This window comes from Nocardia sp. NPDC020380, assembly GCF_044386975.1.
Taxonomy (GTDB): domain Bacteria; phylum Actinomycetota; class Actinomycetes; order Mycobacteriales; family Mycobacteriaceae; genus Nocardia.
Genome location: NZ_JBIRVQ010000006.1, coordinates 1 through 26,052, shown reverse-complemented (window position 1 = coordinate 26,052; position 26,052 = coordinate 1). Strand labels below are relative to the sequence as shown.

The following is a 26,052-nucleotide window of genomic DNA, read 5'->3' as shown; positions in this document are numbered from 1 at the left end:
TCGCGACACCGCTATCGGGGTAGCACCGTACGATACTGCCCACGATCTGGAACAGTAGTGCACTTCTGAGGATCATGGGGCAAGACACGCGGCGCGGAAATCCATTGCTGGACTACCGCGCCGCAATAACCTGCTCGTTTCGGGATTACCCGATCTGGCCCACAACCCAGTCGATGCAGCGGGTCAGCTGCGACACATCCTCCGGATCGATGGCCGGGAACATGCCGATGCGCAGCTGGTTACGGCCCAGCTTACGGTAAGGCTCGGTGTCGACGATTCCGTTGGCGCGCAGCACCTTCGCGACCTGCGCCGCATCCACCGAATCCGCGAAGTCGATGGTGCCGACCACCTGCGAGCGCAGCGCCGCGTTCTTCACATACGGGGTCGCGTATTCGCTGGTCTCGGCCCAGTTGTACAGGCGCGACGAGGAATCCGCGGTGCGCTTCACGGCCCAATCGAGACCGCCGTTGCCATTGAGCCATTCGATCTGGTTCTGGAACAGCAGCAGGGTGGCCAGCGCCGGGGTGTTGTAGGTCTGGTCCTTGGTGGAGTTGTCGACCGCGACGGGCAGCGACAGGAACTCCGGAGTCCAGCGACCCGAGTTCTTGATCTCCTCCACGCGCTCCAGGGCCTTCGGGCTCATGAGCGCGATCCACAGGCCACCGTCGGCGGCGAAGCACTTCTGCGGCGCGAAGTAGTACACGTCGGCGTCGGTGATGTTGACCGGCAGGCCGCCCGCGCCCGAGGTGGCGTCGATGGCGATCAGCGCGTGGTCCGAGCCCGCGGGACGCGAAACCGGAATGGCCACACCGGTGGAGGTCTCGTTGTGCGCCCAGCCGATGAGGTCCACCGACGGATCGGAGGTCGGCTCGGGGGCGTCGCCCGGCTCCGACTTCACCACGATCGGGTCGCCGATGAACGGGTTGCCCTTGGCGACCGCGGCGAACTTGGAGGAGAACTCACCGTTGCTCAGGTGTAGCGACTTCTCGCGGATCAGGCCGAAGGCGGCCGCGTCCCAGAACGCGGTGGTGCCGCCGTTGCCGAGCACGACCTCGTAACCCTCGGGCAGCGAGAACAATTCGCGCAGACCGGAGCGCACCTTGGCCACCACATCCTTGACCGGCTTCTGCCGGTGGGAGGTGCCGAACACGGAGGCGCCGGTATCCACGAGGGACTGCAGCTGTTCGGGACGCACCTTGGAGGGTCCGCAGCCGAACCGTCCGTCGGCGGGCTTCAGATCGGCGGGGATGGTCGGGAACGCAGAGGTCATGGCGACAAGGGTAGAGGTGGTATCGCACGCGTACGCGAGTGGGTTCCGCCTGCAGAACATGTGATTGAAACTGTTGAAAGCCCGTAACGAAAACGCCAGGTCGACAAGCCGGCATGCGCGTATTCCTGTGGCACATACCACACAACCACTACGGTTTACCGCCATGGACATGGCGCCGCCCGACCGTCCCGGCACCACCACCCCCGAATCGGAAACCCAGCTGAATCCTGGCCGCCCGCAACGGCTGCCCGAACCCGCGGGCCGGCCGCGGCCGAGCCTGTTCACGCGGCTGTCGTCGCAGTTCGGGTCGCGCGGCCTCACCCGGCGCGGTCCCGCCCTGGACGATGCCGCCCGCCGTGAGCTGCTGCTCCACGGCGTGGAGGGCACCGCGACGATCCTCAGTGTGCGGTCCCCGGTGAAAAGAGCGCCCGCGCCGCCTGATTCGACGGTCCCCTCGACAGCGGATATTCGAACCCGGGCGGAGCGCCGCGTCGACGCGCGCCTCGCGGCGGACCGCAAGGCCGAGGAGCGGGCCGCGGATCAACTCGATCGCGGCGACGAATTCTGGGTCCGAATCCAGCTGGAAGGACGACATCCGTACGAAACGCGCGTCCGGCAGCGCGTTTCCGCAGTGGATCGCGAGTGGATGCAGCCCGGCGACATCATCGCCTGCCGGGTGGATCCGGGCGATCACGATCGCATGGTGCTGTATCTGCCCGCGCCGGAGGAGACCAGCCGCACCAATATCGGGAAGATCCTCAGCGACGGCCGGCGGGCCCGGGCCACCGTGCTGGCCGCGACCCCGGTGGCGGCCGATTACAGCGGGCGCGACGATCCGGTACTGCGGCTGGATCTGGAATTGCATGCCTGGGACGAGCCGCGACCGTGGCGGGTCCGGCTGGTGCAGCCGGTTCCCTTGTCCGCGCTCGAACTGGTGGATCTGGGCCGGCATCTGGAGGTCGCGTTCTTCACCGTCGACCACGGCGAATCCGTGGCAGTCGACTGGCTGACCTCCCGCGAACTGTGAATCCGCGCGCTCCGGCCCCGGGAATCCCTATGGCAGATGCACGAATTCGAAGCCGGCGGACCGCAGGGCCGGGAGCGCATTGAGCATGCCTGGACCGGTGCCCGATTTCGGGCGGTGCATGTGCGCCAGGGAGATGCCGCCGGATTGCGCGGCGGCCATGTTCTGCTGCACGGTGGCGGCGGAAGCGGTCGCGCCGTAATCGGCGTTCACCGAGAATCCGACCGGCGTCTCCCCCAGGGCCTGCACGATCGCGACCGCCACATCGTCGTAATGCGCGGTGCCCGTGCGGAAGAAGCGCGGGGCCTTGCCGGTGAGCGTGATGATGCGCTGATGATTGCCCCAGACCTCGTCCACGGCCTCCTGCGCGGAGCCGGTGCCGTCGATGTCGTAGGCCGCCTTCCCGGTGACCGACAGCGGGCAGTGCTTGGTCCCGTGATTGCCGATCTCGAACAGCGGATTCGCGGCGAGCTGCCCGGCCCGGTTGTTGTTGGCGTCGATCCAGCGCTTGTTCAGGAACAGGGTGGCCGGAATCTGCTGGGCCTGCAGGAAGGCGATCAGATTCTCGTCGATGTCATTGTTGTTCGGGCCGCCGCACGCGTCGAAGGTGATCGCGAACTGCTTTCCGCTGGGGTCGAATCCGGTGCGGATGCCGTCCAGGTCCATGCCCCAGCCCTGCGGCTGCCGCCCGGCGAACTTGGCGGCCACCGCGGCCGGGTCGACCGCGGGCGCCGCGATGGCCTGCGGCGCGGCGCTGGTGACGGCGGTACTGGCCGGCGCGGCCGGGCCGACCGGGGGGATCAGGACCTTGTCGGCCGAGTTGCCCTTCGCCGTAGCGCATCCGGCGGTCACGAAACCGGCGGCGAGCGCCGCGCCGGTGGCCAGCAGACGACGGCGGGATACTCCTGCATCGAACACCGGTGCAGGTTATGCGAAATCGATCGCGCGGGCCAGGATCAAACTGGCCGTTTTCTCAATCTCCGGTCCGCCCATAGGACGCCGGACGGCCCGCAGCGAATCACGCTGCGGGCCGGACTGCTTCGACTCGCTACCGCTCCGAGCCGGTATTACTTGGTGATCAGGTCCCAGCCGGCGACCGTATCGGCCTTGCGCGGGGCCGGGCCGGTGTAGATCGCGGCCGGGCGGACCAGCTTGCCCAGCTTCTTCTGCTCGAGGATGTGCGCACACCAGCCGGCGGTGCGGCCACAGGTGAACATGGCGGGCATCATGTGCGCCGGCACCTCGGCGAAGTCGAGGATGACCGCGGCCCAGAACTCGACATTGGTTTCGATGGCGCGATCCGGGCGACGCTCCCGCAGTTCGGCCAGCGCGGCCTGCTCCAGCGCGGCGGCAACCTCGTAGCGCGGGGCGTCGAGACGCTTGGCGGTGGCGCGCAGCACGCGGGCACGCGGATCCTCCGCGCGGTACACGCGGTGGCCGAAGCCCATCAGCTTTTCCTTGCGGTCCAGGATGCCCTTGACCAGCGCCCGGGCGTCACCGGACCGCTCGACCGCCTCGATCATGGGCAGTACCCGGGCCGGGGCGCCGCCGTGCAGCGGGCCGGACATGGCGCCGATCGCGCCGGACAGCGAGGCCGCCACGTCCGCGCCGGTGGAGGCGATGACGCGGGCGGTGAAGGTGGAGGCGTTCATGCCGTGCTCGGCGGCGGACACCCAGTAGGCGTCGATGGCCTCGATGTGCCGCGGGTCCGGGTCACCCTTCCATCGGGTCATGAACCGCTCGGTAATGGTGGTGCACTCGTCGATCTTCTTCTGCGGCACGGCGGGCTGGTAGATGCCGCGCGCCGACTGGGCGACATAGGAGAGCGCCATCACCGAGGCGCGCGCGAGGTTCTCGCGGGCGGTGTCGTCGTCGATGTCGAGCAGCGGCTGGTAACCCCAGATGGGCGCCAGCATGGCCAGGCCTGCCTGCACGTCCACGCGCACGTCGCCGGTGTGCACCGGCAGCGGGAAGGGTTCGGCGGGCGGTAGGCCACGGCCGAATTCGCCGTCGACCAGCAGGGCCCACACGTCACCGAAGGTGATGTGGTTCGATACCAGGTCTTCGATGTCGACGCCGCGGTACCGCAGCGAACCACCGTCCTTGTCCGGTTCGGCGATGTCGGTGGTGAAGGCGACAACGCCCTCGAGGCCGGCGACGAAGCCATCGGGGATGGCAGAGCTGGGAACCGCAGCGGCAGTCATGTTGTGACTCTCCTTGCACATCGGGCTACCCGATCCGAGGGCAGCCACGCCGATCTCCTAGACCTTAACTCCCCGATTACTGCGGAGTAACGTCTGGCCCATGCCCGACCAGGAGAAATTCGCCACTCCCGACCTCGACATCGCGGCCATGCGCGTGGAGTACGGCGTGGATCAGGGTGACAATCACCCCGGCATCGAGACCGATCTGGACGAGAGCTGGCTGACCGACGGCTGGGAAGCCTTGCTGCGCAATTGGATCGAGCACGCCACCAGCGCGGGGGTCACCGACCCGAACGCGATGGTGCTCGCGACCATCGAAGTGGCCGAGGACGGCCCGCGACCCACCACCCGAACCGTGCTGTGCAAAGGCCTCTCTCCGGAGGGTGTGACTTTTTACACGAATTACGAATCCTTCAAGGGCCGGCAGCTGACCGAAACGCCGTACGCCTCGGCCACCTTCGTCTGGCCGGCGCTGGGCCGGCAGGTGACGGTGCGCGGTCCGGTGCATCAGGTCTCGCCGGAGACCACCGCCCTGTACTGGCAGTCCCGGCCGCGCGGTTCACGATTGGGCGCCTGGGCCTCGAAGCAGTCCCGCCCGATCGCCTCGCGGGAAGCCCTCGACAATCAGCTTGCCGAGGTCACGGCCCGTTTCGAAGAGGTCGCCGAGATTCCGGTGCCGCCGTTCTGGGGCGGTTTCATGATCCGGCCGGATTACGTGGAGTTCTGGCAGGGCCGCCGCAGCCGCATGCACAATCGCATCCGGGTGACGCTGGAGCCGGGAAACACCGATGTCGCGGCGATGAAAGTCGAACGGCTGCAACCATGACCGCAAGGGTTGTGGTCGTGGGATGAATCACGTTCAAATGGTGGGATGATCGTCCCAAATCGGCTGGCCAGCTCACCTTTTGCGGAGCTAATGTTCTGTCGGTGAAGTTGCTCGCCGATATAACGCCCTTACGGAATCCTGATTACCGGAGACTCTGGACCACCGGCGTTGTCACGGTCATCGGCGCACAACTCACCGTCGTCTCCGTACCCAAGCAGCTGTTCGACATCACCCACAGTTCCTCTTACGTGGGCCTGGCCGGACTGTTCGGACTGATCCCGCTCATCGTCTTCGGCCTGTGGGGCGGCGCGCTCGCCGACGCCATGGACCGCCGCAAACTGCTGCTGATCACCTCCACTGGCACCGGCGTCACCTCCCTGCTCTTCTGGGCGCAGGCCGCGGCGCACTTGAACAATGCCTGGCTGGTGCTGGTGCTGTTCTCGGTGCAGCAGGCGTTCTTCGCCATGAATCAGCCCGCGCGCAGCGCCATCTACCCGCGCCTGCTGCCCGCCGAGCAACTGCCCGCGGCGAATTCGCTGACCATGACCGTGATGCAGTTCGGCGCCATCGCCGGACCGGTGTCGGCGGGCATGCTGATCCCGGTGACCGGCCTGTCCACGCTGTATCTCCTGGACTCCATCGCGCTGCTGGCCACGCTGTGGGCCGTCTGGAAGCTGCCGCCCATCCCGCCGCTGGGCGAGACCCGGCGGGCCGGATTGCGCGAGGTCGCCGACGGTTTCGTCTATCTGGCGACGCAGCGAATCCTGCTGGCCTCCTTCGCCGTCGACGTGGTGGCCATGGTGTTCGGTATGTCGCGTGCCCTGTTCCCGGAGATCGCGCACGATTCCTTCGGTGATTCCGGTGGCGGCGGAACGGCTTTGGGCCTGTTGTTCGCGGCCATGTCGGTGGGCGCGGTGGCGGGTGGCGTGTTCTCCGGCTGGCTCACCCGCATCAGCCGGCAGGGTCTGGCCGTGATGCTGTGCATCGTGCTGTGGGGTGTGAGCATGGTCGGCTTCGGATTGGCGGTCGGCATGGCGGGACACGCGCTGAGCACCGCGGTCGCCCTCTGGATAGCCCTGGGCTGCTTGGCCTTCGGCGGCGCGGTCGACATGTTCTCGGCGGCATTGCGCACCACCATGCTGCAGTCGGTCGCCACCGATGACATGCGCGGACGCTTGCAGGGGGTGTTCATCGTCGTCGTGGCGGGTGGACCGCGCATCGGTGATGTTGCGCACGGTTTCGCGGCCGCTGCCGTGGGTACCGCTGCAGCAGCGGCGGGCGGTGGCGCGCTGGTGGTGGTCGGCATGGTGGTCGCTGCCGTCGTGTTCCCGGCTTTTGCGCGGTATGCGGTGGTACGTGCGCACTCTCAGCTGCAGACGGCCTGAGTGCGATCGATGCACATACCACATAACCTCACAGATCCTCACCTGCTGCGCGGGTGACTGTGAGGTAGTGAGAGTGACCCTCGTTAGTCGGTCGTACCGGACAGCGGCTAGCGTTGAGGTAAGCGCACTGCGCGCCGACCGCGTCCGGTGCCTACGGTTTCAAGCCTGAGAGGGATCCTTCCGTGCCCGCTGAGAACATCATCAACGTCGACGACGACGCCAAGCCGGTACTCACCTACCCCGGCGGCGAATACCCGATGACCGTGGCCAAGGCAGTCGAGGGCAATGACGGGATCGACCTGGGAAAGCTGCTCGCCAGCACCGGGTACGTCACCTACGACCCCGGCTTCATGAACACCGCGTCGACCAAGTCGGCCATCACCTACATCGACGGTGAAGCGGGCATCCTGCGCTACCGCGGTTACCCGATCGAGCAGCTGGCCGGGAAGTCGACCTTCATAGAGGTCTCCTACCTGCTCATCTACGGTGAGCTGCCGACGCAGGCCCAGCTCGACGACTTCACCGACCGGATCCGCCGGCACACCCTGCTGCACGAGGATCTGAAGCGGTTCTTCGACGGCTTCCCGCGCAACGCGCACCCGATGCCGGTGCTGTCCTCCGCGGTGAACGCGCTCTCGGCGTACTACCAGGACTCGCTGGACCCGCGCGACCCCGAGCAGGTCGAGCTGTCCACCATCCGCCTGCTGGCGAAGCTGCCGACCATCGCGGCCTACGCCTACAAGAAGTCGGTCGGCCAGCCGTTCCTCTACCCGGACAACTCGCTGTCGCTGGTGGAGAACTTCCTGCGGATGACCTTCGGCTTCCCGGCCGAGCCCTACGAGGTGGACCCGGATGTGGCCGCCGCGCTGGACATGCTGCTGATCCTGCACGCCGATCACGAGCAGAACTGCTCGACCTCGACCGTGCGCCTGGTCGGTTCCTCCGACGCCAACCTGTTCACCTCGGTGTCCGGTGGCATCAACGCGCTGTGGGGCCCGCTGCACGGCGGCGCCAACCAGGCCGTGCTGGAGATGCTGGACGACATCAAGGCCAACGGCGGTGACGTCAAGGAGTTCATCCGCAAGGTCAAGAACAAGGAAGACGGCGTGAAGCTCATGGGCTTCGGGCACCGCGTCTACCGCAACTACGACCCGCGCGCGACGATCGCCAAGCAGCACGCCGACTCCATCCTGAGCAAGCTGGGCGGCGACGACCAGCTCTTCGCCATCGCGAAGGCCCTCGAAGAGGCCGCGCTCACCGATGAGTACTTCATCGAGCGTCGCCTGTACCCGAACGTCGACTTCTACACCGGCGTCATCTACCGGGCCATGGGCTTCCCGACCCGCATGTTCACCGTGCTCTTCGCCATGGGCCGGCTGCCGGGCTGGATCGCGCACTGGCGGGAAATGCACACCGAGCCCCTGAAGATCGGCCGTCCGCGCCAGATCTACACCGGCTACGGCGAGCGCGACTACAACGGCATCACCGGCCGCTAGTCTCCTCCGGACCACAGCCCGCCCGCACCGATCCCGGTGCGGGCGGGCTGTTTTCATGTCCGGGCCCGACTACAAGGTCTTGTTAAGCATCTTGCTGGCGGGGACCGGCATGCTTCTTCTTGTGAGACGGGGGTGATTCCCTGGGGAGGGAACCGATCTCACGACGCCCGATCCGAGGGCTATTGGGGGGCAATCGGATTCCGCGGGCGGCACCTGCCCTGGAGGGGACGGCAGGTTCCGCCCGCGGAAATTCGGATGCGCAAGTAATCGGGCTCATGGGACGATTCGGACATGGCAACGACGAATGGCATCACCGTGCGCTCGGCCACCAAGGACGACTTCCCCGCAATCGTCCAGCTCCTGGAAACCTGCTTCGGGATGCGCTACGACCAGGTCGAGCTCGAGCACATCCCCGATCTCTTCCCCGTCGAGCGGGCGTTCGTCGCCATCGACGGGGATCAGATCGTCGGTCACACCGTGGACCGCACCATGACCCTCACCGTCCCCGGCGAGCACACCGTGCAGGCCTGCGGCGTCTCCGCCGTCTCGGTCGCACCCACCCACCGCCGCCGCGGCATCCTGCGCAGCCTCTACACCGAACTGCACCGCCGCGTCGAGGACGACGGCCTGCCGCTCACCGTCTTCACCGCCAGCGAAGGCACCATCTACGGCCGCTTCGGCTACGCGCCGAGCATTGCCGAGAACTGGGTGGAGATCGATCGGCGCCGCGCCGAATTCCGGCCCGGCACACCGGATCCCGGCGGCGTCCGGATCGCCGCGCTCGCCGACTCGAAGGATCATCTGCGCGAGGTGTACGACCGCTGGCGGCGGCTGGTACCCGGCGGGCAGGAACGCCCGGAAGCCAACTGGGAGATGTGGTTCGGCGATCCCGAACGCTACCGCGAGGGCGCGTCCACACTGTTCGTGCTCACCCACCCGGACGGGTACGTGCTGTATCGCCGCAAGTACGAGGAGCACAAGTCCACCGCGATCGTCGCGGAATTCCGGGCCGTCACTCCCGAGGCGCATCTCGCGCTGTGGCGGGTGCTGCTGAGCCTGGACCTGCTCACCACCGTGGAAGCACCGCTCACCGACGGGGATCCACTCCCCTACCTGGTGACCGACCCGCGGCTGGTGAAGGTGACCGAACGCTTCGACACGCTGTGGACCCGCATCATGGACGTGCCCGCGGCCCTCACCGCGCGCAACTACCAGGGCGACCTGGACACCGTCATCTCGGTCGACGATCCGTTCCGGAACGCGGGCGGCGCCTTCGCGCTGCGCATCCGTGACGGGGTCGCCGAATGCGCGCTCACCGATCGCACGCCGGAGCTGGAACTCGGCCTCGACGTGCTCGGCGGGCTCTACTTCGGCGGGCACCGGGCCCGGACGTTCGCCGCCGCCAATCGGATCCAGGCCAAGGATCCGGCCGTGCTGCGGGCCTTCGATCAGGCCTTCGCCACCGACCGTGAGGCACAGCTCGGATGGTTCTTCTGACCTGGGGATCAGGGTTCCGGCCGCCGGAAAATCGGCTCCATCACCCTGCGCCTTGGTTTTCCCGGTGGCCGGGCCCGGGCCCGGCTGGCAGGGTGGATGGCATGAAACCGATCCAGTTGATTCTGAACGTCCTGTGGCTGGTGCTGGTCGGGATCTGGATGGCCATCGGCTACATCATCGCGGGCCTGATCTGCTGCGTGCTCATCGTGACCATCCCGTGGGGGATCGCCTCGTTCCGCATCGCCAACTACGTGCTGTGGCCGTTCGGCCGGGAAGCCGTGGAGAAGCCGGGGGCGGGTATCCCGTCGATGATCGGCAATGTCATCTGGATCATCGTGGCCGGCTGGTGGCTGGCGCTGGGACACCTGTTCACCAGCATCGCGCTGGCCGTGACGATCATCGGAATCCCGTTCGCCTGGGCCAACTTGAAGCTCATCCCGATCTCGCTGTTCCCGCTGGGCCGCGAAATCGTCGACAGCGATCGGCGTTTCGCCTACTGATCGGTTACTCCGACTCGTCGACGATCTGTTTCATGATCGAGACGGCCTCGTCGAGCACCTTGAGCTGATCGGGCGAGAGGTTCGAGAGTTGGTCGGTCATCCAGGCTTCGCGGGCTTGGTTCTCGTCGAGGACCAAGGCCCGCCCTGCCTCCGACAGCGAGACGATGATCTGCCGCCCATCGGTCGGGTGCGGGTTGCGTTCCACCAGTTCGAGTTCCGACAGCGAGGCGATCACCCGCGTCATGGACGGCGGTTGCACACGCTCCTTGGCGGCCAGGGCCCCGGGCGTCATGGCGCCCTCGCGGTTGAGCGTCGCGAGGGCGGAGAGCTGAGTCAGCGAAATCTGGGCATCGGCGCGCCTACCTCGCAGATGTCGCGTCAAGCGCACCACCGCCAGTGAGAGTTCACCAGCAAGCGCGCGTATGTCGGAAGGCGTTGTCACAGAGGCACACGATACGTGACCGTTCGCGCAGGAGTCGGGTGTTCGGGTGGTCCACACCCACCGGTCTCGACATGCAGCATTCGGTTCCGGCCATCGCACAGCGAACCTACCGGTACGCAGAAGGAACGGACCGGCGCGGCGCATCGGGCACGCGGACCTTCTAGGCTGAAGGGGTGACGCCCCCCGTGCCCGAGATCCCGCCGCGCCTCACCGACCCGCGGCCGGTGCTGGCGGTCGGCACCATCGGATTTCTGATCGCCACCATCGCGGTATTCCTGAACGACAGCTGGGCCACCGCGCGCCCGGTATGTCTGATGGGTCTGGCCGTCGGCGCCTTGGGGTACACCATTTTCGCGATTCAACGTCGCGGCGCCCGGCGCGGCGACAAGGGCGCGCAACTCGGTCTGGAATGAGGGGCACATCCAGGACGCGCGTCCAGACAAGCGGCGGGAAGCGGACTTTCGGAGTGTGCGAATTGACTGCGCGCGCCGCGAGCGCTTAACTCCCTGGAGTGTCCTCCCGATTGAGCGTCGAAGAACGACGGGCCCACCTTATCGAGGCAGCCATCGGCCTTGCCGAAAAAAAGGGCGTGGCAGGAGTTACCACGCGCGATGTTGCACAGGCAGCCGGTGTTTCGCTCGGTGTGGTGCATTACTGTTTCGAAAACAAAGATCAGCTGATGACCGAGCTGGTCAAGGCACTCTCCATGGAATTGCGAGATTCCGTGGATGCCAACGAAGCAGTATGGCAGGACGTCGGTTCAGGAAAAGAAGCCCTTCAAAATTTGGTGCGTGCGGGGCTGGAACTCATGTGGCTCAACATCGAAGCCACTCCGGAACGCCAGCTGCTCACCTACGAAACCACCACCTACGCACTGCGTGAAGGCGAACAAACTCCGGCGAAACTCGCAATTGCGCGCGAACAGTACACGTTCAACGACTCGACCGTCGCCGACATCATCGAGCATGCGCGCGAAGCCACCGGCTGCCAGTGGACCGTTCCCGTCGGCACCCTGAGCCGTTTCATCCTCGCAACCATCGACGGCATCGTGCTGCGCTGGCTCGTGGACAACGACAGTGGCTCCGTGCGTGAACAATTGGACGTCCTCGCCAGCATGGTCGCCTCGCACGCAACCGCCTGACCCGAACGCAACCGCCCGACCCGTCGAAAACAAAGCCCGCGCCGGAGATTCCGGCGCGGGCACAAGTCCTGCGCGGGTCAGCGCTTGGGGGCGCGCACGTGCGTCACGTCGTCTTCCTGCCACCAGGCGACGGCGACCGTGTCCTCGACCGCGCCGGACAGGCGGATCAGCAGTTCGTCGTGGATGACCAGTTCGCCTGTGCGCGTGGACAGGTCGAACTGCAGGCGCAGCAGGACGCCGAGGGGGTCCGCGATCCAGGTGGTGTGGTGGCCCGCACCCAGCACTTCCGCCGTCACGGCTTCCGAGGCCAGCGGCAGGTCGAGCAGTGTCGCCAGCGAACCTGCGCTCGCGATGTCGCCGACCACCAGGCGGTCCGCCGGCAGTGCCGGGCCGTACCAGGGCTTATCCAGCACGATGGCGTCGGCGGCCGGGATCACCGCGCCGGACAGCGCGCGGACCAGATCCGGCAGGACCAGTTCCTCCACGTCCAGGCGGCCGTCGGCCAGCGCCTCGGACAGCAGCTGGTAGGTCTGCGAAATCGCTTCCGGGATGGGGGTTTTCGCGGGATCCGCGAGCGCGTCCAGCAACTCCTCCGCCAGGTGCGCGTTCACCACCTCCGGGTCGGCGAGGATCGCGCGCAGGACCGCGAGGTCCTCGGTCGAGAAGCCCGGGAGTTGCGGCAGCAGGCCCGCGAACAATTCGTCGGCGGGATGCCGCATGAGGCCCAGCGAGATGCCGTCGATATGCGCGTGATGCCGCAGCCACCAGGCCGTATAGCCATTGCGGTCGGACAGCAGCGGGCGGATCACCGGGTCGGACAGCAACAGGCGCAAGGCTTCCGGCCATTCGCCGTCGTCGACCAGATCCAGGTCGCGGACGGCGAGCAGTTCCGGCGGATCCTCCGCCAGGCCCTCCCACCAGGTTTCCTCATCGTCCAGATCGTGATCGGGGCCGGTCGGATCCGATTCCGCGACCACGGTGAAACCCCAGCCGACGCCGATGGCGCGCAAGGCGTCCGCGCCGAAGCGTTCCACCAGGTCCGGGTCCACGGTGGTGAACGGGGCGTCCTCGGCCAGCACGCGGGCCAGCGGGGCGTCCGGCAGCAGCAGTTCGTCGGCGGGGGCCGATTCGCCTGCGGCATCGGGCAACTCGAGCAGGCCCAGCCAGGACGGCAGCACGCCCGGAGACGCGATGACGTTCGCGGCCAGGGTGAGCACGGCGTCCACCGTGTCCGGGTCGCCCGGGTCGTCGTCGAGGAGAGCGCGCAGGCCGGGATCGTTCAGCAGATCCTCCGGCGTGGCCGGGCGGCCGCCCAGCCGGCCCAGCAGTTCGTGCACGGCCTCGGGATGCGCCAGCCGCGCCCAGTGCACCGGAATCGCCGACTCCAGGTGGTCGTCCAGCACCACCGTGCGCGGACCGGTCACCAGGCGGCCGTCGGCCAGCGGGACCGCCAGCGCGCCCAGTTCCTCCACCGCGAGCGGATCATTGACGAACGGCTCCAGGGCGTCGTAGAACGAATACCACCACTGCGGTTCGCGTTCCAGGCTGCTCGACAGGTCCGCGATGCGCGCCAGCCCGATCCGATGCACGTCCAGCACCGCCAGCGCGTCCGCGCGGCCGCGCTCCGACAGTTCCGGAATCACCAGCGGCCCGACGATATCCGCCAGCAGGCCCGCCAATTCGACTGTGACACCGGTGAATACGCTTGCCCGGCGTGGCGCGGCATCCGGACCGCCCAGCACCGGCAGCCATTCACCCGCCTGCAATTCGGCGACCATGGCCTCACGCAACTGCGCATCCGCCTCACTGCGCGCGAAGCCCGGCGGCGGCACCAGCACCAGGCGATCCCGCGCCGGCAGCGCCCGCGCGAAATCCGCATAACCGGCCACCAATTCGCCGACCTGCACGCCCGGCAGCAACCGGCGGCGATCCGGCTGCATCGGAATATCGGCGATCAGCAATGCGGGCAGCGACAATTCCTCATCGGAACGCGTAGGCGCCCGCAACACATCCGGATGCGCCGCAACCGCCCGGCCATCCCGCACCGGCACCAGCCAGCGCGCCCGTTCCGTCCGGAACTGCCACCACACCCGCTCCTCACCGGCCGGCCCGGAAATCCGGATCTCCTGCAGACCGGCGCCGCCCGCCGCGGACCCATCAGCACGACGATCAGCATCCGAAACCGGCATGCCATCACGAAGATCCGCATCCGACTCCGGGCCACCATCCAACCGATCGGCAGCGGACAGCGGCATGTCGGCATCGGAGACTCGTACGACGTCGAGCGGATCGGCAGTGGAGACCGGCACGGCGGCACGCGAATCGGCGTCCATGTCCTGTGCGCTGCCGCGCCGATCGGAATCGGTGGCCTCGACGCCATCGCGCCGATCAGCATCCGCCGCCGGGACGCCGTTGCGCCGATCAGCGATCGATGCGGTGTCCGCCGAGGTGAGACGCCCGGCTCCCGTCAGGGAGTCGCTCCACGCCACGAACGGATCTACCTCGTCCGCTGTTTCGGCGGGTTCCACCGCCCACAGGTCGGATGCCAGCAGGTCGGCGGATGTACCGCCGGCGGGGTGTGGGTCCTTGCCGGGCTCGGGGGTGTCCGGGAATTCGAGAGCGGTGACGGTGCTGGTGATCTCGTCGTCGCCGATGCGGATGGACTGCAGGGCGGGCAGTTCCAGGAGCAGGTCCACGGCTTCGGCGTGCATGGCGGCGAGCAGGGCGACGATGTCGACGTCCTCGCGCAGCAGCAGCACGATTTCGCTGTCGAAGCCGGTCACGGGGTGTTCCTCGATCGGCCAGGCCAGCCGCAGCGCGGGCGGCACGAATTCGCCTTCGCCCGCCGGAATGTCGATGCCCTGCGCGCCGAGCAGCGCCCAGGTCTCGGCTCGGGAGAAGCGCAGTGATCCGGTGCCGGAACGGAATTCGATCTCCTCGGCCACGGTCAGTACGGCGGTGAACCCCACGCCGAACCGTCCCACCGAGGCTTCCGCCGTCGTCTTGGCGGAGGCACGCAGCGCGGTCAGCGAGTGCACCCCCGAAACATCCAGCCCCACGCCCGTATTCGCGACATGCAGCCGCCGCCCGTCCAACCAGACCGCGACCCGCCCCGCCACCGCGGCCTTGGCGGCGGCGTCGGCGGCATTCTGCGCGAGTTCCGTCAGCAGCCGATCCCGATACCCGGACCGCACCAGATCCGCCTCGGTGGTGGCATCCTCCCGTAGCCGCGTAGGCGATCCCCGCCAGGCGGCGATCACCCCTTCGCGCAGCGCAGCCGTCCCGAACGGATCCCCCGCCTCAGCACCCACCACGTAGCCTTCCCCTCTCGACCCACGCACCGACCACCTCGGCACCGCCAGAACCTACCGCCCAACCCCCCGACTCACCCACCCGGAACGAGATCGGCCCCACCGCACGAGGAGCCGAACCCACCGGGACAGCGCCCGCACTCGCGAACTCGGCCGAGCGAAACGCGATCCGCCGCTGCAGACACGCCCGAAGACGGCATGCCGCGCCCTACTTCAGAGGCGCGGCATCGCAGTCATAGCCCCCTATTGAGCGATGAGCCCTATCGATCCGCACCACGACGCGACAGCGCGCCGCAGTGGTGCGGCGAGCCCCACGGACCCGCCGCTCAGTTCGCCTCTGCGGCCCCGGATTCGCCCGGTCGGCCGGTATCGGGTTCGACGCGCACCGCGGTGACGGCCCACGCATCGTCGTATCCGGCGTCGGGGTCGAAATCGAACAGCGTGACCACATGGTTGTCGGTGGCCTGCCGCGGCGCGGCGGTTTCGGCCGTACCGGATTCCGCCAGGGTGGCTTCCGCCTCCGGCTCAGCCTGCGGCAGGACCGCGTCATCGGCCTGAATCGCGTCCGCGTCACCCGACTCCGCAGCCGCTGCAACGGATTCCGTGCCGGCAATCGGTTGGTCCACCGCACTGGTCGGCGAATCGTCCGACGCGGGCTCGGATGCTTCGGTGTCCGCGGCGGGGGCGGCTTCCACGGCGGCCGAGGTCATTTCGGTCGCTACGGCCGCGGGCGCAGTGTCCTCGACGCCGGAGAGCGGCGAGTCTGCCTCGGCGGCAGCCGAACTCTCGTCGGCGGGCGGGGTGCGGAATTCGGAGTCGGGGATGAGGTCCACGGCGGCGTCGTCGTAGGCCTCGTAGGCGGGGGAACCGCCGCCGGTGGGGATTTCGACGTCGGAGTGGGCGCCGCAGCCGTAGGCGAAGTGGACGACGTGGCCGTCGGCGCCCATGGCGTTGCCGCAGACGCCGAAGGCGGCGCGGAGGGAGCCGGCGAGGGGGACGTAGAAGCCGCAGAGGCCGCAGGTGGAGGGTGCGGCGCGGGCCATGTCGGTGTCGGGGCCGTATTCGGAGAACCAGCGTTCGGCGGCTTCCTCGCGGCCTTCGCGGCTGAGGACCTGGGTGCGGCCGAGGCCGATCTCCAGGGCCACCTCGTCGACCACGGGGTCGCCGGTGGCGATATAGCCGGGCACGAGGCGCGGGTCGTCGGCACGCGGGGCGAGCAGGTCGCCGGGGGCGAGGTCGCCGGGGCGGACGCGCTCCTCCCACGGGATGAAGTCGGGCGCGACGAGCGCGTCCGGGCCGGGCAGCAGGGCGGATTCGCTCACCGTGGCGCGGGTCGCCTCCGGTGGCGCCGCCACCACGACCGCCCACTGCCAGCCGTGATAGCCGGGCAGCGTCGCCTCGAAATGATGGGTGGCCGAGGATTCGTCCTCGGAGGTCACGCCCAGATGTGCGCCGACACCCACCGGCTCCAGGTCCAGGAGCGCACGACGGGCCAGCTGGACCGCCTCCGCCAGGATGGGTCGCACACCGGACTCCGAAACTCCAACCGCGCTCACGCCCTACATTTTGCCGTATGGAGCGCAAACACCGTGCACCGGTAGCGACCGTCCCGCTGATCCTGACCGCCGCGCTGGCCCTGGCCTCGACCGCCGCCGGTTGCGGCGGCACCGACAGCACCCCGCGCCTGCGCGCCGAGGTGATCGCGACACGCCCGCACGACACCAACGCCTTCACCGAGGGCCTCGAAATCGACGGCAACACCCTCTACGAGAGCACCGGTCTCTCCGGGCAGTCGTTCGTCCGCGCGACCGCCCTGGATACCGGGACCGAGCTCGCGCGCGTCGACCTACCGGCGCCCCTGTTCGGCGAGGGCATCACCCGGGCCGGGAACGTGTTGTGGCAGCTCACGTACAAGGACGGCATCGCCTTCGCCCGCGATCCGCGGACTCTCGCCGAGATCCGCCGCACCACCTATCAGGGTGAGGGCTGGGGATTGTGCACGCGTGACAACCGGGTCGTGATGAGCAACGGCAGCAGCACCCTCACCTTCCGTGATCCCGGAACCTTCGCGGTAACGGGCACGGTCGCGCTCACCTCACACAAGAACACGCAGCTCAATGGATTGGATTGCGCGCCGGACGGTTCCGTCTACGCGAATGCCTGGCCCACGGACGACATCCTGAAGATCGATCCCCGGACCGGGGACGTCCGAGCGGTCATCGACGCCTCCGGCCTGCTCCCGAAATCCGCCCGCACCCCCGACACGGATGTGCTGAACGGGATCGCGAGCCTGCCGGGCACCGACCACTTCCTCCTCACCGGCAAGAAGTGGCCCACGTCATACGAAGTCCGTTTCGTTCCGGCGTGAAACGGGACACACGAGCCGTCCGAACCCATTCCCGAAGCGAATTCCCAGGGATTTCCGGCTTGTGTGTCACCGCTTACGTGCGGTAGTGGAGCCGGTTCCGGTCGGCACTGCAAGAATTGGGGGGTGACTGCTCCCCGTGACCCTGATGCCGATCGCGGTCGGTGGGGCGACGAGGACTCTCCACTGATCGAACGGCATCCCGGATTCGACCGGTATCCCCCGGCCAACCAGGCCGCGCGCCGGCCGGGCCGCCGCTGCGACGAGCCGGACCTCCCCGACTTCCTGGCCCGCCGCGCCCCCGATCACCCCGCCGAGTCGTACCCCGGGGACCGCCCCACGCAGGCGTACACCGGTGACCGCTCCATTGAGTCGCATCCCGGGGACCGCTCGGCCGAGTCACGCGCCGGGAGTGGCGCGGAGACCCGCGCGTCGCGCACGTCCCGGTGGTCGCGCCGCCGCCGCGCGGAATCGGCACCGCCCGAGCCGAACCCGCCCGGGCAGCAGCCGCAGCCCCCGGCCCCGCGCGAATCCGCCCCGCCCACGCGCCGATTCGCGACCGAGCGCCCGACCCGCCCCTACGAGACCGACCCGGCGGCCCCCGGCTCCGGCGCCGAACCGCGAACCGGCCGATTCGAATCCGAGCCGCGGACCGGCCGATTCGAGGAGCGGCCGCCGTATCCGCCTGAACCGCAGGCGGGCTCGGGGTCTCGGCGGCGTCCGGGAGCGCAGCCGCCCGCTGGACCGCCGGCGCCGTCCCGGGACGCGCGTTTGCGTGGCCACGAATCCGGGCATCCGCCCCCCGCACGACCCGATGCCACCCGTGGTCCGCAGCCCGGACCGCACCATCCGGAAGACACGCGCCTGCAATCACATCCGAACGATCCCGGGGACGACGCGACCACCGCCGGCCTGCACAAACCCCCGCGCAAGCTGACCGTCACCAGGGTCGCGGCGCGGCGCAGTATCGAGCTCACCGAGCGCGGGTTCGCCACCTTCCAGCGGGCGGCCAAGGCCGACGGCGCGGAGGAGTCCGGATTGACGGCCCTGGTCTACGCGACCATGGCCAATTTCGCGACCGATGCCGCGGTGGCGGTCGCCCTGGCCAACACCTTGTTCTTCGCCAGCGCCACAGCCGAATCCAAGACCAAGGTGGCGCTGTACCTGCTGATCACGATCGCCCCGTTCGGGGTGATCGCCCCGGTCATCGGGCCGATGCTGGATCGTTTGCAGCGTGGTCGCCGGCTGGCCTTGGCGGGTTCGTTCGCCTTGCGCGTGCTGATCGCCGGATTGCTGATCTTCAATATCGACAATTGGGCGTTGTATCCGCTGGCGTTGTGCATGCTGATCCTCAGCAAGTCGTTCTCGGTGCTGAAATCCGCGGTCACGCCGCGTGTGCTGCCACCGGGAATCGACCTGGTGCGCACCAATTCCCGGCTCACGGTGTTCGGCTTGGTGGGCGGGACGCTCGGCGCGGGCGCGATCGCGGCGGCCATCGCGTTCGTGGCGCATTCCACGGGCGCCCTATTGTTCGCGGCCGTATTGGCCGCGACGGGTGCGTATCTGAGCCTGAACATTCCGTCCTGGGTGGAGGACACCGAGGGCGAGGTGCCGGCCACGATCGGCTATCACGGCGAGGATTCCCGCACCGAGGTGCTGGAGCCGAGTCAGGCCGAGAAGGTGAAGCCGAGCAAACGCCGTCAGCCGCTGGGTCGTTCGGTGGTGACGGGCCTGTGGGGCAACGGCACGGTCCGCATCCTGACCGGTTTCCTGTTCTTCTACATCCCGTTCGTCATCAAGAGCAGCCCGCATCACGCGACCCAGCAGGTCGCCATGGCGGGCCTGGCGGGCGCGGCCGCGGCCATCGGCAACTTCGCGGGCAATGCCACGGGCGCCCGCATGAAGCTCGGCCGCCCGCAGCTGATCGTGTTGACCTGCACCATTTCCTGTGTGGCCGCGGCGGTTTTCGCGGCGGTGCTCGGCAATATGATCGGCGTGGTGGTGGCCGCCCTGGTCGCGTCCTGCACCAGCGCGCTGGCCAAGGTGTCCCTGGATGCCTCCATTCAGGACGACCTGCCACCGGAATCCGTCGCCTCGGGCTTCGGCCGTTCGGAGACCGTGCTGCAGCTGGCGTGGGTGCTGGGCGGCGCCATGGGCGTACTGCTACCGACGGAGTGGTGGAAAGGTTTCGCTGTGGTCTCGGCGGTCATGGCGCTCGGTCTGACCCAAACCGTGGTCAGCTACCGTGGTCATTCGCTGCTGCCCGGTTTGGGCGGCAACCGACCTCAGCATGCGAAACAGGAGATCCACGCGCACGGCGCGGGAGAACCGACCCAGTGACGGACAGGAACCAGGACCGGTGAGCACACCCAAAGCCCGCACGATCATCGCACTGTTAGTGGCACTGCTCGTGGTGGCCGTCGCGTACTTCGCCGGGATCGCGGTCCTCGCGCACAACGCGACGAAGCCGGAGCCGGAGCTGACCGCGTACTCGCACGGTAAGTCGGTGACGGTGAACCCGTACCTGTATTGCACGGTGGCGATCGAGGGCAAGCAGCTGCAGCTGAACGACTGCGACAAGAGCCAGTCGGTCTCGGATCTCGATGTGCCGCCGGGTTCTCCGCTGCAGCTCTCGCTGCCGAGCCAGGTGGTGGACGCGCCGTGGGAGATGTTGCTGCTCTACTCGCTGGACGGCAAGCCCGCGCAGCGCATCGCGACGCATCGTGACTATGCCGACGGCGCCCGCGCCATCACCATTCCCACGCCGAAGGATCCGCGCCTGAAGCTCGCCACGGTGGAGATCCATCTGCCGATCCCGGCGCGGGACGCGCAAGGCAACGAGGGCTTCATCTCCAGCGCCATCTGGGCCATCCGCACTCCGGCGTTCCAGGAGCTGGCCCCGAGTCTGGGCTGACGCCAACCGCTTTCACACGTGAAAGGGCCCCGGTGCGCGATTGCGCGCCGGGGCCCTTTCGGTTGCTTCGGTTTTCGCGATCTAGTGGTCGAGCTCCCGCGCGACGCCGCGCACGACTTCGGCAATGCGCTGGGCCATCTTGCGATCCGGGTATTTGCCGCGCCGCAGATCCGGCTGCACCTTGGTCTCGAGCAGCGTGATCATGTCCTCGATGAGGCCGTGCAGCTCGTCGGGCTCCTTGCGCTGGACGGGCGCGTCGGTGCGGGGCCCGCGGCCGCCGCGCTCGCCCCGATCGCTGCGTTCGTTACGCAGAGAAGGGGTTTCGAGCAGTTTGAGGCTCAGGGCCTGCGGGCCGCGGCGCCCGGCCGCCATGCCGAATTCGACGCGCTGGCCCGGCTTGAGGGCCTCGATACCTTCGGGCAGCGCCGACGATCGAACATAGACGTCCTCGCCCTCATCCTGAGACAGGAAGCCGAAGCCCTTTTCGACGTCGTACCACTTAACCCTGCCGGTCGGCACTGCGCTCACCCGTTCGTCATTCGATGCCCGGGCGTGCCGGGCACAGTCGTGGTTGACGGACCAATCGTCCGCAACCTTTCCTTTTGCGAAAAGAACGCGCCCCACACAGCTATGCAGGACGCGATAGAACATCGAGTCTACCCCGGTGTGAATAGGCGAAGCACATCAGTTTTACGGTTCAGAGGTGTCGGACACTTCTTCCAAGCAGGCTCCCCGCAGCTCCGGGAGTCCGCTGCTGTACTTCGCCATGGGACTGTTCGCGATCGGATTGCTGGCGATCGTGGCCATCTTCGGCATAGGGCTCTTGACGGATTCGAAGCCGGGTTTGTGGTTGTACGTGGTCTCGATGACCGCGACGCCGCTCGGCTTCCTGCTGTCGGTCTTCCTCGCGCTGTGGCAGGGCCGCCGCGCACGCTGACCGCCGTGGGGGCTTGCGCGGAGTGATCGTGCTGTGCCTCAACACGCGCGTTGCCCACTCCGTTACCCGGCTATGCATGTGATCTTAGTCACATAACGGGATGGTCACGGAGCGGTGACAGACCCCTATCGGCCGGGACACGCCGTGACCACCTGCAAAGACAAGAAGCGGAACCCCTTGCGCCGGTTCGTGACCCGGACAGACACGGCGGTTACCAAATGGTGATTTTTCGCGGGAGTCGTCGTAATGTCTGTCACCAGCCGGGTCAGCCCGGCGCCACCGGCCCGCCGCACCACACTTCGCCCCGCGGGTACGGACCCCCAACTGGATCGAGGGGCGAAGGCGAGGAACAGCGCACATCCAGTGCGCCGGGCCGGACGACACCTCTCAGTTCGACCCCGGTAGTCGGCCTCGCAGGCGCGTACGAGAGGAAACGACCCGAAAATGAGTGGACGCCATCGCAAGCCGAGTAACACCGGCCGCACCGTCGCCAAGGTTGCCCTGACGGGTATCGCCCTGGGCGGCGCAGGAGTGGCCATGGCAGGCAATGCCAGCGCGGCACCCGACTCCGACTGGGATCGCCTCGCACAGTGCGAAGCCGGCGGCAACTGGGGCATCAACACCGGTAACGGATTCCAGGGCGGACTGCAGTTCTCGCCCAGCACCTGGACCGCGGCCGGCGGCGGCGAATACGCCCCCACCGCCAACCAGGCAACCCGCGAACAGCAGATCGCCGTCGCCGAGAAGGTGCTCGCGACGCAGGGCTGGGGCGCTTGGCCCTCCTGCTCCTCGCATCTCGGCCTCTCCAGCGGTCCGACCCAGCGAGACCTCCCCGCCACCGCGGACACCCACTGGGCCCCCGGGGCGCAGGAGTCGGCGGGCCCGAATGCCGGCAACCCCGCGAACGACAGCACCAAGGATGTCTTCCAGGCCGTCGACCGCGCCGTGCAGGTCGCGCAGCAGCAGGGCATCAACATCCCGCAGCCCGCACTCGATTTCCTCAACGCGCAGAAGGCCAGTGGCGTCAAGCTGGACCCCGCGATCACCAACTTCTTCGAAGCGAACAAGAACCTCCTGCCGCACTAGGCAGGACGGCAATCGCCTCACTCGAACGCCCCGCATCAATGGAGATGCGGGGCGTTTGCTTTGCGCCGGGCAAACTTCCGGGTGCCGGAGAAGGCAAGCACCGGTGCCGCATGCCAGAATGGGCGGCGTGGTGAACAAATCGAAGAAACCCTACGTCGACAACGGCTGGCCGACCACGGAGAACGGCGATCACGCCGTCACCGAGCTCTCCTCGACGCGCTCCGGTGGCCTGTCCCCGTACGGTGAGGACACCGAGTTCCCGCTGCCGGTCGATCAGCTGCCCTACGTGCACCCGCACACGGTCATCAACCGCTGAGACGCCACCAACCGACAACAATGCGGTCAACGGCGCGGCTCGTTTCCGAGCGGCCGCCGCACAATGGACGAATGTCATCGCGGCGGCCGCTGAACCGCGTCTCGAATACCGTTCCCGCCGGGCCTTCGGCCCGGCTCTCTGTGTTTCCTGCCTGGATCGGGTGAAGTGACCGATACCGCCACCTCCGCCGGAACCGGCGACGCCGCCACCGGCCCGGCCGGTCCCGCGCTGGCCGAATGGCTGGCCGCGCGCAGCGACCCGGATCTGGTGACGCTGCTGGAGCTGCGGCCCGATCTGGCCGTCCCGCTGCCCGCCTCCATGGCGATCCTGGCCGCCCGCATCGAGCAGCGCGCCTCCGTGCTGCGCGCCACGGACGAACTCGACACCCTCGATTTCGCGGTGGTGGAAACCCTTGTGGTGCAAGGCGCCGCGGACGGCCGCCGCGCCGAACCGGTGCCGGTGACCCGATTGCGCAAACTGCTCCGGGACCGGGTGCCGGCCGCCACCGTCGACGCGTCCCTGGCGAAGCTGCGCGCCCGCGCCATCGTCTGGGGGCCGAATACCGCGCTGCGGCTCACCACGGCCGCGCAGGAGGCGCTGCCGTGGCCGCTGGGCAGCACCACGGAACTGCCGGACGCGCTCGCCGAACCCGAAATCGTCTCGGCCCTGGCCGATTCGACGCCGCAGGAGCGCGGCCTGCTGGAGAAGCTCGCGAGCACCGGCCCGCGCGGCCGCACCCGCGATGCCGCCCCGGGCACGCCCGAGGACCGGCCCGTGCAGCGCCTGCTGGCGCGCCGGCTGCTCAACTGGATCGACGAGGAGACGGTGGAGCTGCCGGTCTCGGTCGGTCAGGTGCTGCGCGGCGAACCCGTCACCGATCCACAGACATTGACGCCCCCGCGCCCGGAACCGATCAAGCATTCGCCCACCGATGTGAACGCGGCCGCCGCGGGCGAGGTCGGCGAACTGCTGCGGCACGGTGCGTCCATCCTGGACGCGCTGGGCCAGAATCCCGCGCCCGCACTGCGATCCGGTGGCCTGGGCGTGCGCGAGCTGCGCCGGGTCGTCAAGCAGACCGGCATCGACGAGGCCCGCCTCGGCCTGCTCGCCGAAATCCTCGCCGCCGCACGATTACTCGACAAGGGCACCCCGGAACCGCCGCCGGATCCGGACAGCACCGACGACTACTGGGCGCCCACCACGTCCACCGACGCCTGGCTGTCCGTGGTGCCGCCGCGCCGCTGGGTGGTGCTGGCGCAGGCGTGGCTGGAGCTGGATCGCTTCCCGTGGATGATCGGCCTGCGCGACGCCAATGACAAACCGCTGGCGGCGCTCTCGGCCGAATTGCGGAATGTGCACGCGGTCCGTGACCGCCACACCATCCTGCGCGCGCTCGCCGAATATCCTTCCGGCACCGAGGTTTCCGCCGCGGATCTGGGCCGGGTGCTGGCGTGGCGGCAGCCGCGCTGGCGCCGGCACTATCGGCTGGAGGCGGTGGAACGCATGCTGGCCGAGGCGCAGGCGCTGGGCCTGGTGGCGCGCGGCGCGGTCACCTCGGCGGGACGCGCACTGCTGCACGGCAGTCCGGAGGACGCCGAATCGGAGATGAGCAGCGCGCTGCCGGATCCGGTGGATCACGTACTGGTGCAGGCGGATCTGACGGTCATCGCGCCCGGCCCGCTGACGCCGGAGCTGCAGGATCGGGTGTCACTGGTCGCGGATGTCGAATCCGCGGGCGCCGCAACGGTGTACCGCATCAGCGACACCTCGGTGCGGCGTGCGCTGGACGCGGGTGCGACGGCGGCGGAGCTGCACCATCTGTTCACCACGCACTCGCGCACGCCGGTACCGCAGTCGCTGACCTATCTGATCGATGATGTGGCGCGCCGGCACGGCCGGTTGCGGGCGGGCATGGCGCAATCCTTCGTGCGCAGCGAGGATCCGGCCCTGCTGGCCGAGGTGCTGGCCGCGCCGGTGGCCGGGGAACTGGCGTTGCGGGCGGTGGCGCCGACGGTGGCGATCTCGCAGGCTCCGCTCGGTGAGGTGCTGGCGCACCTGCGGGCGGCGGGTTTCAGTCCGGCGGGCGAGGATTCCTCGGGTGTGATCGTGGATCTGCGGCCGCGGGGCGCGCGGATCACGGCCCGGCAGCAGCAGCGGCCGAACTGGCGGCCGAATCCGCCCAGTACGGAACAACTCCAGTCGCTGGTGGCGGAACTGCGGGCGAGTGAGCGTGCGGCGCATGCCCGTCCGGGGCAGGCCGTCCGCTCGGACGGTTCCCGGACCAGTACGGCCGCGACCTTGAATCTGCTGCAACTGGCCGCGCGGACCCGGCGTCCGGTGCACATCGGCTACGTGGATGCCTCGGGTGTGGCGTCGCAGCGGGTGGTGGAGCCGTTGAAGGTGGGCGGCGGCCAATTGGATGCGCTCGACCCCGTGACCGGCGCGGTCCGGCACTTCACTCTGCACCGGATCGCGTCGGTCGCGTTGGTCGAATAGCGCGGTCTAGCTTTTCGGGCTGCCGAGGCAGAAGGTGGTCTTCGGGTCCGGCACGACGCGGAATCCGACGGCGGTTCCCGCATCGCACTGGAATTCGTCGGCCACCCCGTCGATGCGCTTGGTGACTTTGAAGGACGCTTCAGGGGCGGCGCAGTCCACGAACTTGTAGCCGGTGTTCTGGCTCTCGTTGTAGCAGGCGCCTTCCTTGAAGTTCGGTGTCAGGCACAGGAATGCCGTGGTGCCGCCATTGAGGGTTTCCTCGTAGGAGGTCTGCTCTTCCTTGCAGTCGGTCTTCTTGTCGTAGACCGCCGCGACCTTGTAGACCGCCTTCTGGTCACCGCAGTCGATGGGCGCGGTCTTGGAGTCCGTCGACGAGCCGTCGATGACGTTGATGCAATCCCCGACCTTGGCCTTGGCGGTATCGGACTTACTGGCGTCCTTCAGCATCGAACAGCCGGATACGGCCAATACGGCCACGGCCACCGCCACGAGGGCGAGTACGAGGCGCACAATATGCCTCGTTCCTGCGAGCTTCACTAGCGAAAACCTTTCTCACCGAACAGTTCACGGCTTGTGAACGGCGTGAGAATACCTGCGAGCTGCTGGGGACCGCATCAGTAGCTGGTCATATTCGGTAGCCCGGCGTCGCGACTAGTAGCGGTGAGTACCGATCATGCCGAGCATCGACAGGTTGAGGATGGTGGGCAGGACGTTGTTCATGAGCATCAGGCCGAGCACGTTCACGAGGTTCCCTAAGTTTGTAGGTGTCTGGGGTTGATGCCCTGGACGCCCAGGACAGTGGGGTGTAGCTGATGAGGTTCTGCTGCTTGTGTGGCTCGGAA

Annotated in this window: 21 protein-coding genes and 2 pseudogenes; 15 read left to right on the top strand and 8 right to left on the bottom strand. The window is 68.1% G+C overall.

The genetic code is table 11. From position 1 onward, the window contains the following. Positions 1 to 145: 145 nt before the first annotated feature. Positions 146 to 1,270: a phosphoserine transaminase gene (gene serC, locus ACH438_RS17000; protein WP_397006102.1), complete on the bottom strand. Its 1,125-nt coding sequence runs from the start codon at positions 1,268 to 1,270 to the stop codon at positions 146 to 148. Positions 1,271 to 1,433: 163 nt separating this feature from the next. Between serC and ACH438_RS16995 the strand changes: the two genes are divergently transcribed. Beyond that, on the top strand, positions 1,434 to 2,297 hold the full coding sequence (locus tag ACH438_RS16995) for a hypothetical protein (protein ID WP_397006100.1): 864 nt from the start codon (positions 1,434 to 1,436) through the stop codon (positions 2,295 to 2,297). Positions 2,298 to 2,324: 27 nt separating this feature from the next. On the opposite strand, the gene ACH438_RS16990 is transcribed toward ACH438_RS16995, so the two are convergent. Continuing rightward, positions 2,325 to 3,212, bottom strand: a complete 888-nt coding sequence (locus tag ACH438_RS16990) for a polysaccharide deacetylase family protein (protein WP_397006098.1) — start codon at positions 3,210 to 3,212, stop codon at positions 2,325 to 2,327. Positions 3,213 to 3,361: 149 nt separating this feature from the next. Beyond that, entirely contained in the window at positions 3,362 to 4,498 is a 1,137-nt protein-coding gene (locus ACH438_RS16985) for a citrate synthase 2 (protein ID WP_397006096.1), read from the bottom strand. A 100-nt stretch (positions 4,499 to 4,598) separates the two neighbouring features. Between ACH438_RS16985 and pdxH the strand changes: the two genes are divergently transcribed. The 5 genes from pdxH (at position 4,599) to ACH438_RS16960 (ending at position 10,202) form a co-directional block, all read left to right on the top strand. Further along, positions 4,599 to 5,324 (top strand): pyridoxamine 5'-phosphate oxidase, encoded by a 726-nt coding sequence (gene pdxH / locus ACH438_RS16980; RefSeq protein ID WP_397006094.1) that lies wholly within the window; start codon positions 4,599 to 4,601, stop codon positions 5,322 to 5,324. 101 nt (positions 5,325 to 5,425) lie between these two features. Then, on the top strand, positions 5,426 to 6,709 hold the full coding sequence (locus tag ACH438_RS16975; protein ID WP_397006092.1) for an MFS transporter: 1,284 nt from the start codon (positions 5,426 to 5,428) through the stop codon (positions 6,707 to 6,709). Positions 6,710 to 6,891: 182 nt separating this feature from the next. Continuing rightward, complete coding sequence (locus tag ACH438_RS16970) at positions 6,892 to 8,205, top strand: citrate synthase (RefSeq protein ID WP_397006090.1); 1,314 nt, start codon at positions 6,892 to 6,894, stop codon at positions 8,203 to 8,205. A gap of 291 nt (positions 8,206 to 8,496) precedes the next feature. Further along, on the top strand, positions 8,497 to 9,702 hold the full coding sequence (locus ACH438_RS16965) for a GNAT family N-acetyltransferase (RefSeq protein WP_397006087.1): 1,206 nt from the start codon (positions 8,497 to 8,499) through the stop codon (positions 9,700 to 9,702). 110 nt (positions 9,703 to 9,812) lie between these two features. After that, entirely contained in the window at positions 9,813 to 10,202 is a 390-nt protein-coding gene (locus tag ACH438_RS16960) for a YccF domain-containing protein (protein ID WP_397007117.1), read from the top strand. 4 nt (positions 10,203 to 10,206) lie between these two features. On the opposite strand, the gene ACH438_RS16955 is transcribed toward ACH438_RS16960, so the two are convergent. Beyond that, a complete protein-coding gene (locus tag ACH438_RS16955; RefSeq protein ID WP_397006085.1) occupies positions 10,207 to 10,644 on the bottom strand; it encodes a MarR family winged helix-turn-helix transcriptional regulator in 438 nt (145 codons plus the stop codon). A gap of 173 nt (positions 10,645 to 10,817) precedes the next feature. Here ACH438_RS16955 and ACH438_RS16950 point away from each other — a divergent pair, with 173 nt between their 5' ends. Together ACH438_RS16950 and ACH438_RS16945 are read left to right on the top strand one after the other, a co-directional pair. Continuing rightward, positions 10,818 to 11,057: a DUF2530 domain-containing protein gene (locus tag ACH438_RS16950; RefSeq protein WP_397006083.1), complete on the top strand. Its 240-nt coding sequence runs from the start codon at positions 10,818 to 10,820 to the stop codon at positions 11,055 to 11,057. 110 nt (positions 11,058 to 11,167) lie between these two features. Beyond that, positions 11,168 to 11,785, top strand: a complete 618-nt coding sequence (locus tag ACH438_RS16945; RefSeq protein WP_397006081.1) for a TetR/AcrR family transcriptional regulator — start codon at positions 11,168 to 11,170, stop codon at positions 11,783 to 11,785. A 77-nt stretch (positions 11,786 to 11,862) separates the two neighbouring features. Here ACH438_RS16945 and ACH438_RS16940 read toward each other — a convergent pair whose 3' ends face one another. Then, positions 11,863 to 15,099 carry a sacsin N-terminal ATP-binding-like domain-containing protein gene (locus ACH438_RS16940; protein ID WP_397006079.1) on the bottom strand — a complete coding sequence of 1,079 codons (3,237 nt, stop codon included), beginning with the start codon at positions 15,097 to 15,099 and terminating at the stop codon, positions 11,863 to 11,865. Positions 15,100 to 15,644: 545 nt separating this feature from the next. Then, positions 15,645 to 16,652 (bottom strand): annotated as a pseudogene (locus tag ACH438_RS16935) (DUF3027 domain-containing protein); the annotation flags it as partial. Between the two features lie 17 nt (positions 16,653 to 16,669). On the opposite strand from ACH438_RS16935, the gene ACH438_RS16930 reads away from it, so the two are divergent. From ACH438_RS16930 to ACH438_RS16920, 3 genes and pseudogenes are all read left to right on the top strand, one after another. Then, positions 16,670 to 17,464 (top strand): glutaminyl-peptide cyclotransferase, encoded by a 795-nt coding sequence (locus ACH438_RS16930; RefSeq protein ID WP_397006077.1) that lies wholly within the window; start codon positions 16,670 to 16,672, stop codon positions 17,462 to 17,464. A gap of 666 nt (positions 17,465 to 18,130) precedes the next feature. Continuing rightward, positions 18,131 to 19,801, top strand: a pseudogene (locus ACH438_RS16925) (MFS transporter); the annotation flags it as partial. Between the two features lie 19 nt (positions 19,802 to 19,820). After that, positions 19,821 to 20,375, top strand: coding sequence for a DUF2771 domain-containing protein (locus ACH438_RS16920; RefSeq protein ID WP_397006074.1), 555 nt, complete (start codon positions 19,821 to 19,823; stop codon positions 20,373 to 20,375). Positions 20,376 to 20,456: 81 nt separating this feature from the next. Here the strand turns inward: ACH438_RS16920 and ACH438_RS16915 are convergent, their stop codons facing one another. Next, a complete protein-coding gene (locus tag ACH438_RS16915; RefSeq protein WP_397007115.1) occupies positions 20,457 to 20,894 on the bottom strand; it encodes a cold-shock protein in 438 nt (145 codons plus the stop codon). A gap of 184 nt (positions 20,895 to 21,078) precedes the next feature. Here ACH438_RS16915 and ACH438_RS16910 point away from each other — a divergent pair, with 184 nt between their 5' ends. The 4 genes from ACH438_RS16910 (at position 21,079) to ACH438_RS16895 (ending at position 25,210) form a co-directional block, all read left to right on the top strand. Then, the gene (locus ACH438_RS16910) at positions 21,079 to 21,312 is read left to right on the top strand and encodes a hypothetical protein (RefSeq protein WP_397006072.1); all 234 of its coding nucleotides are present in this window, start codon (positions 21,079 to 21,081) and stop codon (positions 21,310 to 21,312) included. Positions 21,313 to 21,756: 444 nt separating this feature from the next. Next, the gene (locus tag ACH438_RS16905) at positions 21,757 to 22,398 is read left to right on the top strand and encodes a resuscitation-promoting factor Rpf1 domain-containing protein (RefSeq protein WP_397006070.1); all 642 of its coding nucleotides are present in this window, start codon (positions 21,757 to 21,759) and stop codon (positions 22,396 to 22,398) included. A 127-nt stretch (positions 22,399 to 22,525) separates the two neighbouring features. Next, a complete protein-coding gene (locus ACH438_RS16900) occupies positions 22,526 to 22,714 on the top strand; it encodes a hypothetical protein (RefSeq protein ID WP_397006068.1) in 189 nt (62 codons plus the stop codon). 165 nt (positions 22,715 to 22,879) lie between these two features. Continuing rightward, complete coding sequence (locus ACH438_RS16895; protein WP_397006066.1) at positions 22,880 to 25,210, top strand: helicase-associated domain-containing protein; 2,331 nt, start codon at positions 22,880 to 22,882, stop codon at positions 25,208 to 25,210. A 6-nt stretch (positions 25,211 to 25,216) separates the two neighbouring features. Here ACH438_RS16895 and ACH438_RS16890 read toward each other — a convergent pair whose 3' ends face one another. Beyond that, positions 25,217 to 25,720 carry a hypothetical protein gene (locus tag ACH438_RS16890; protein ID WP_397006064.1) on the bottom strand — a complete coding sequence of 168 codons (504 nt, stop codon included), beginning with the start codon at positions 25,718 to 25,720 and terminating at the stop codon, positions 25,217 to 25,219. Between the last annotated feature and the right edge of the window lie 332 nt (positions 25,721 to 26,052).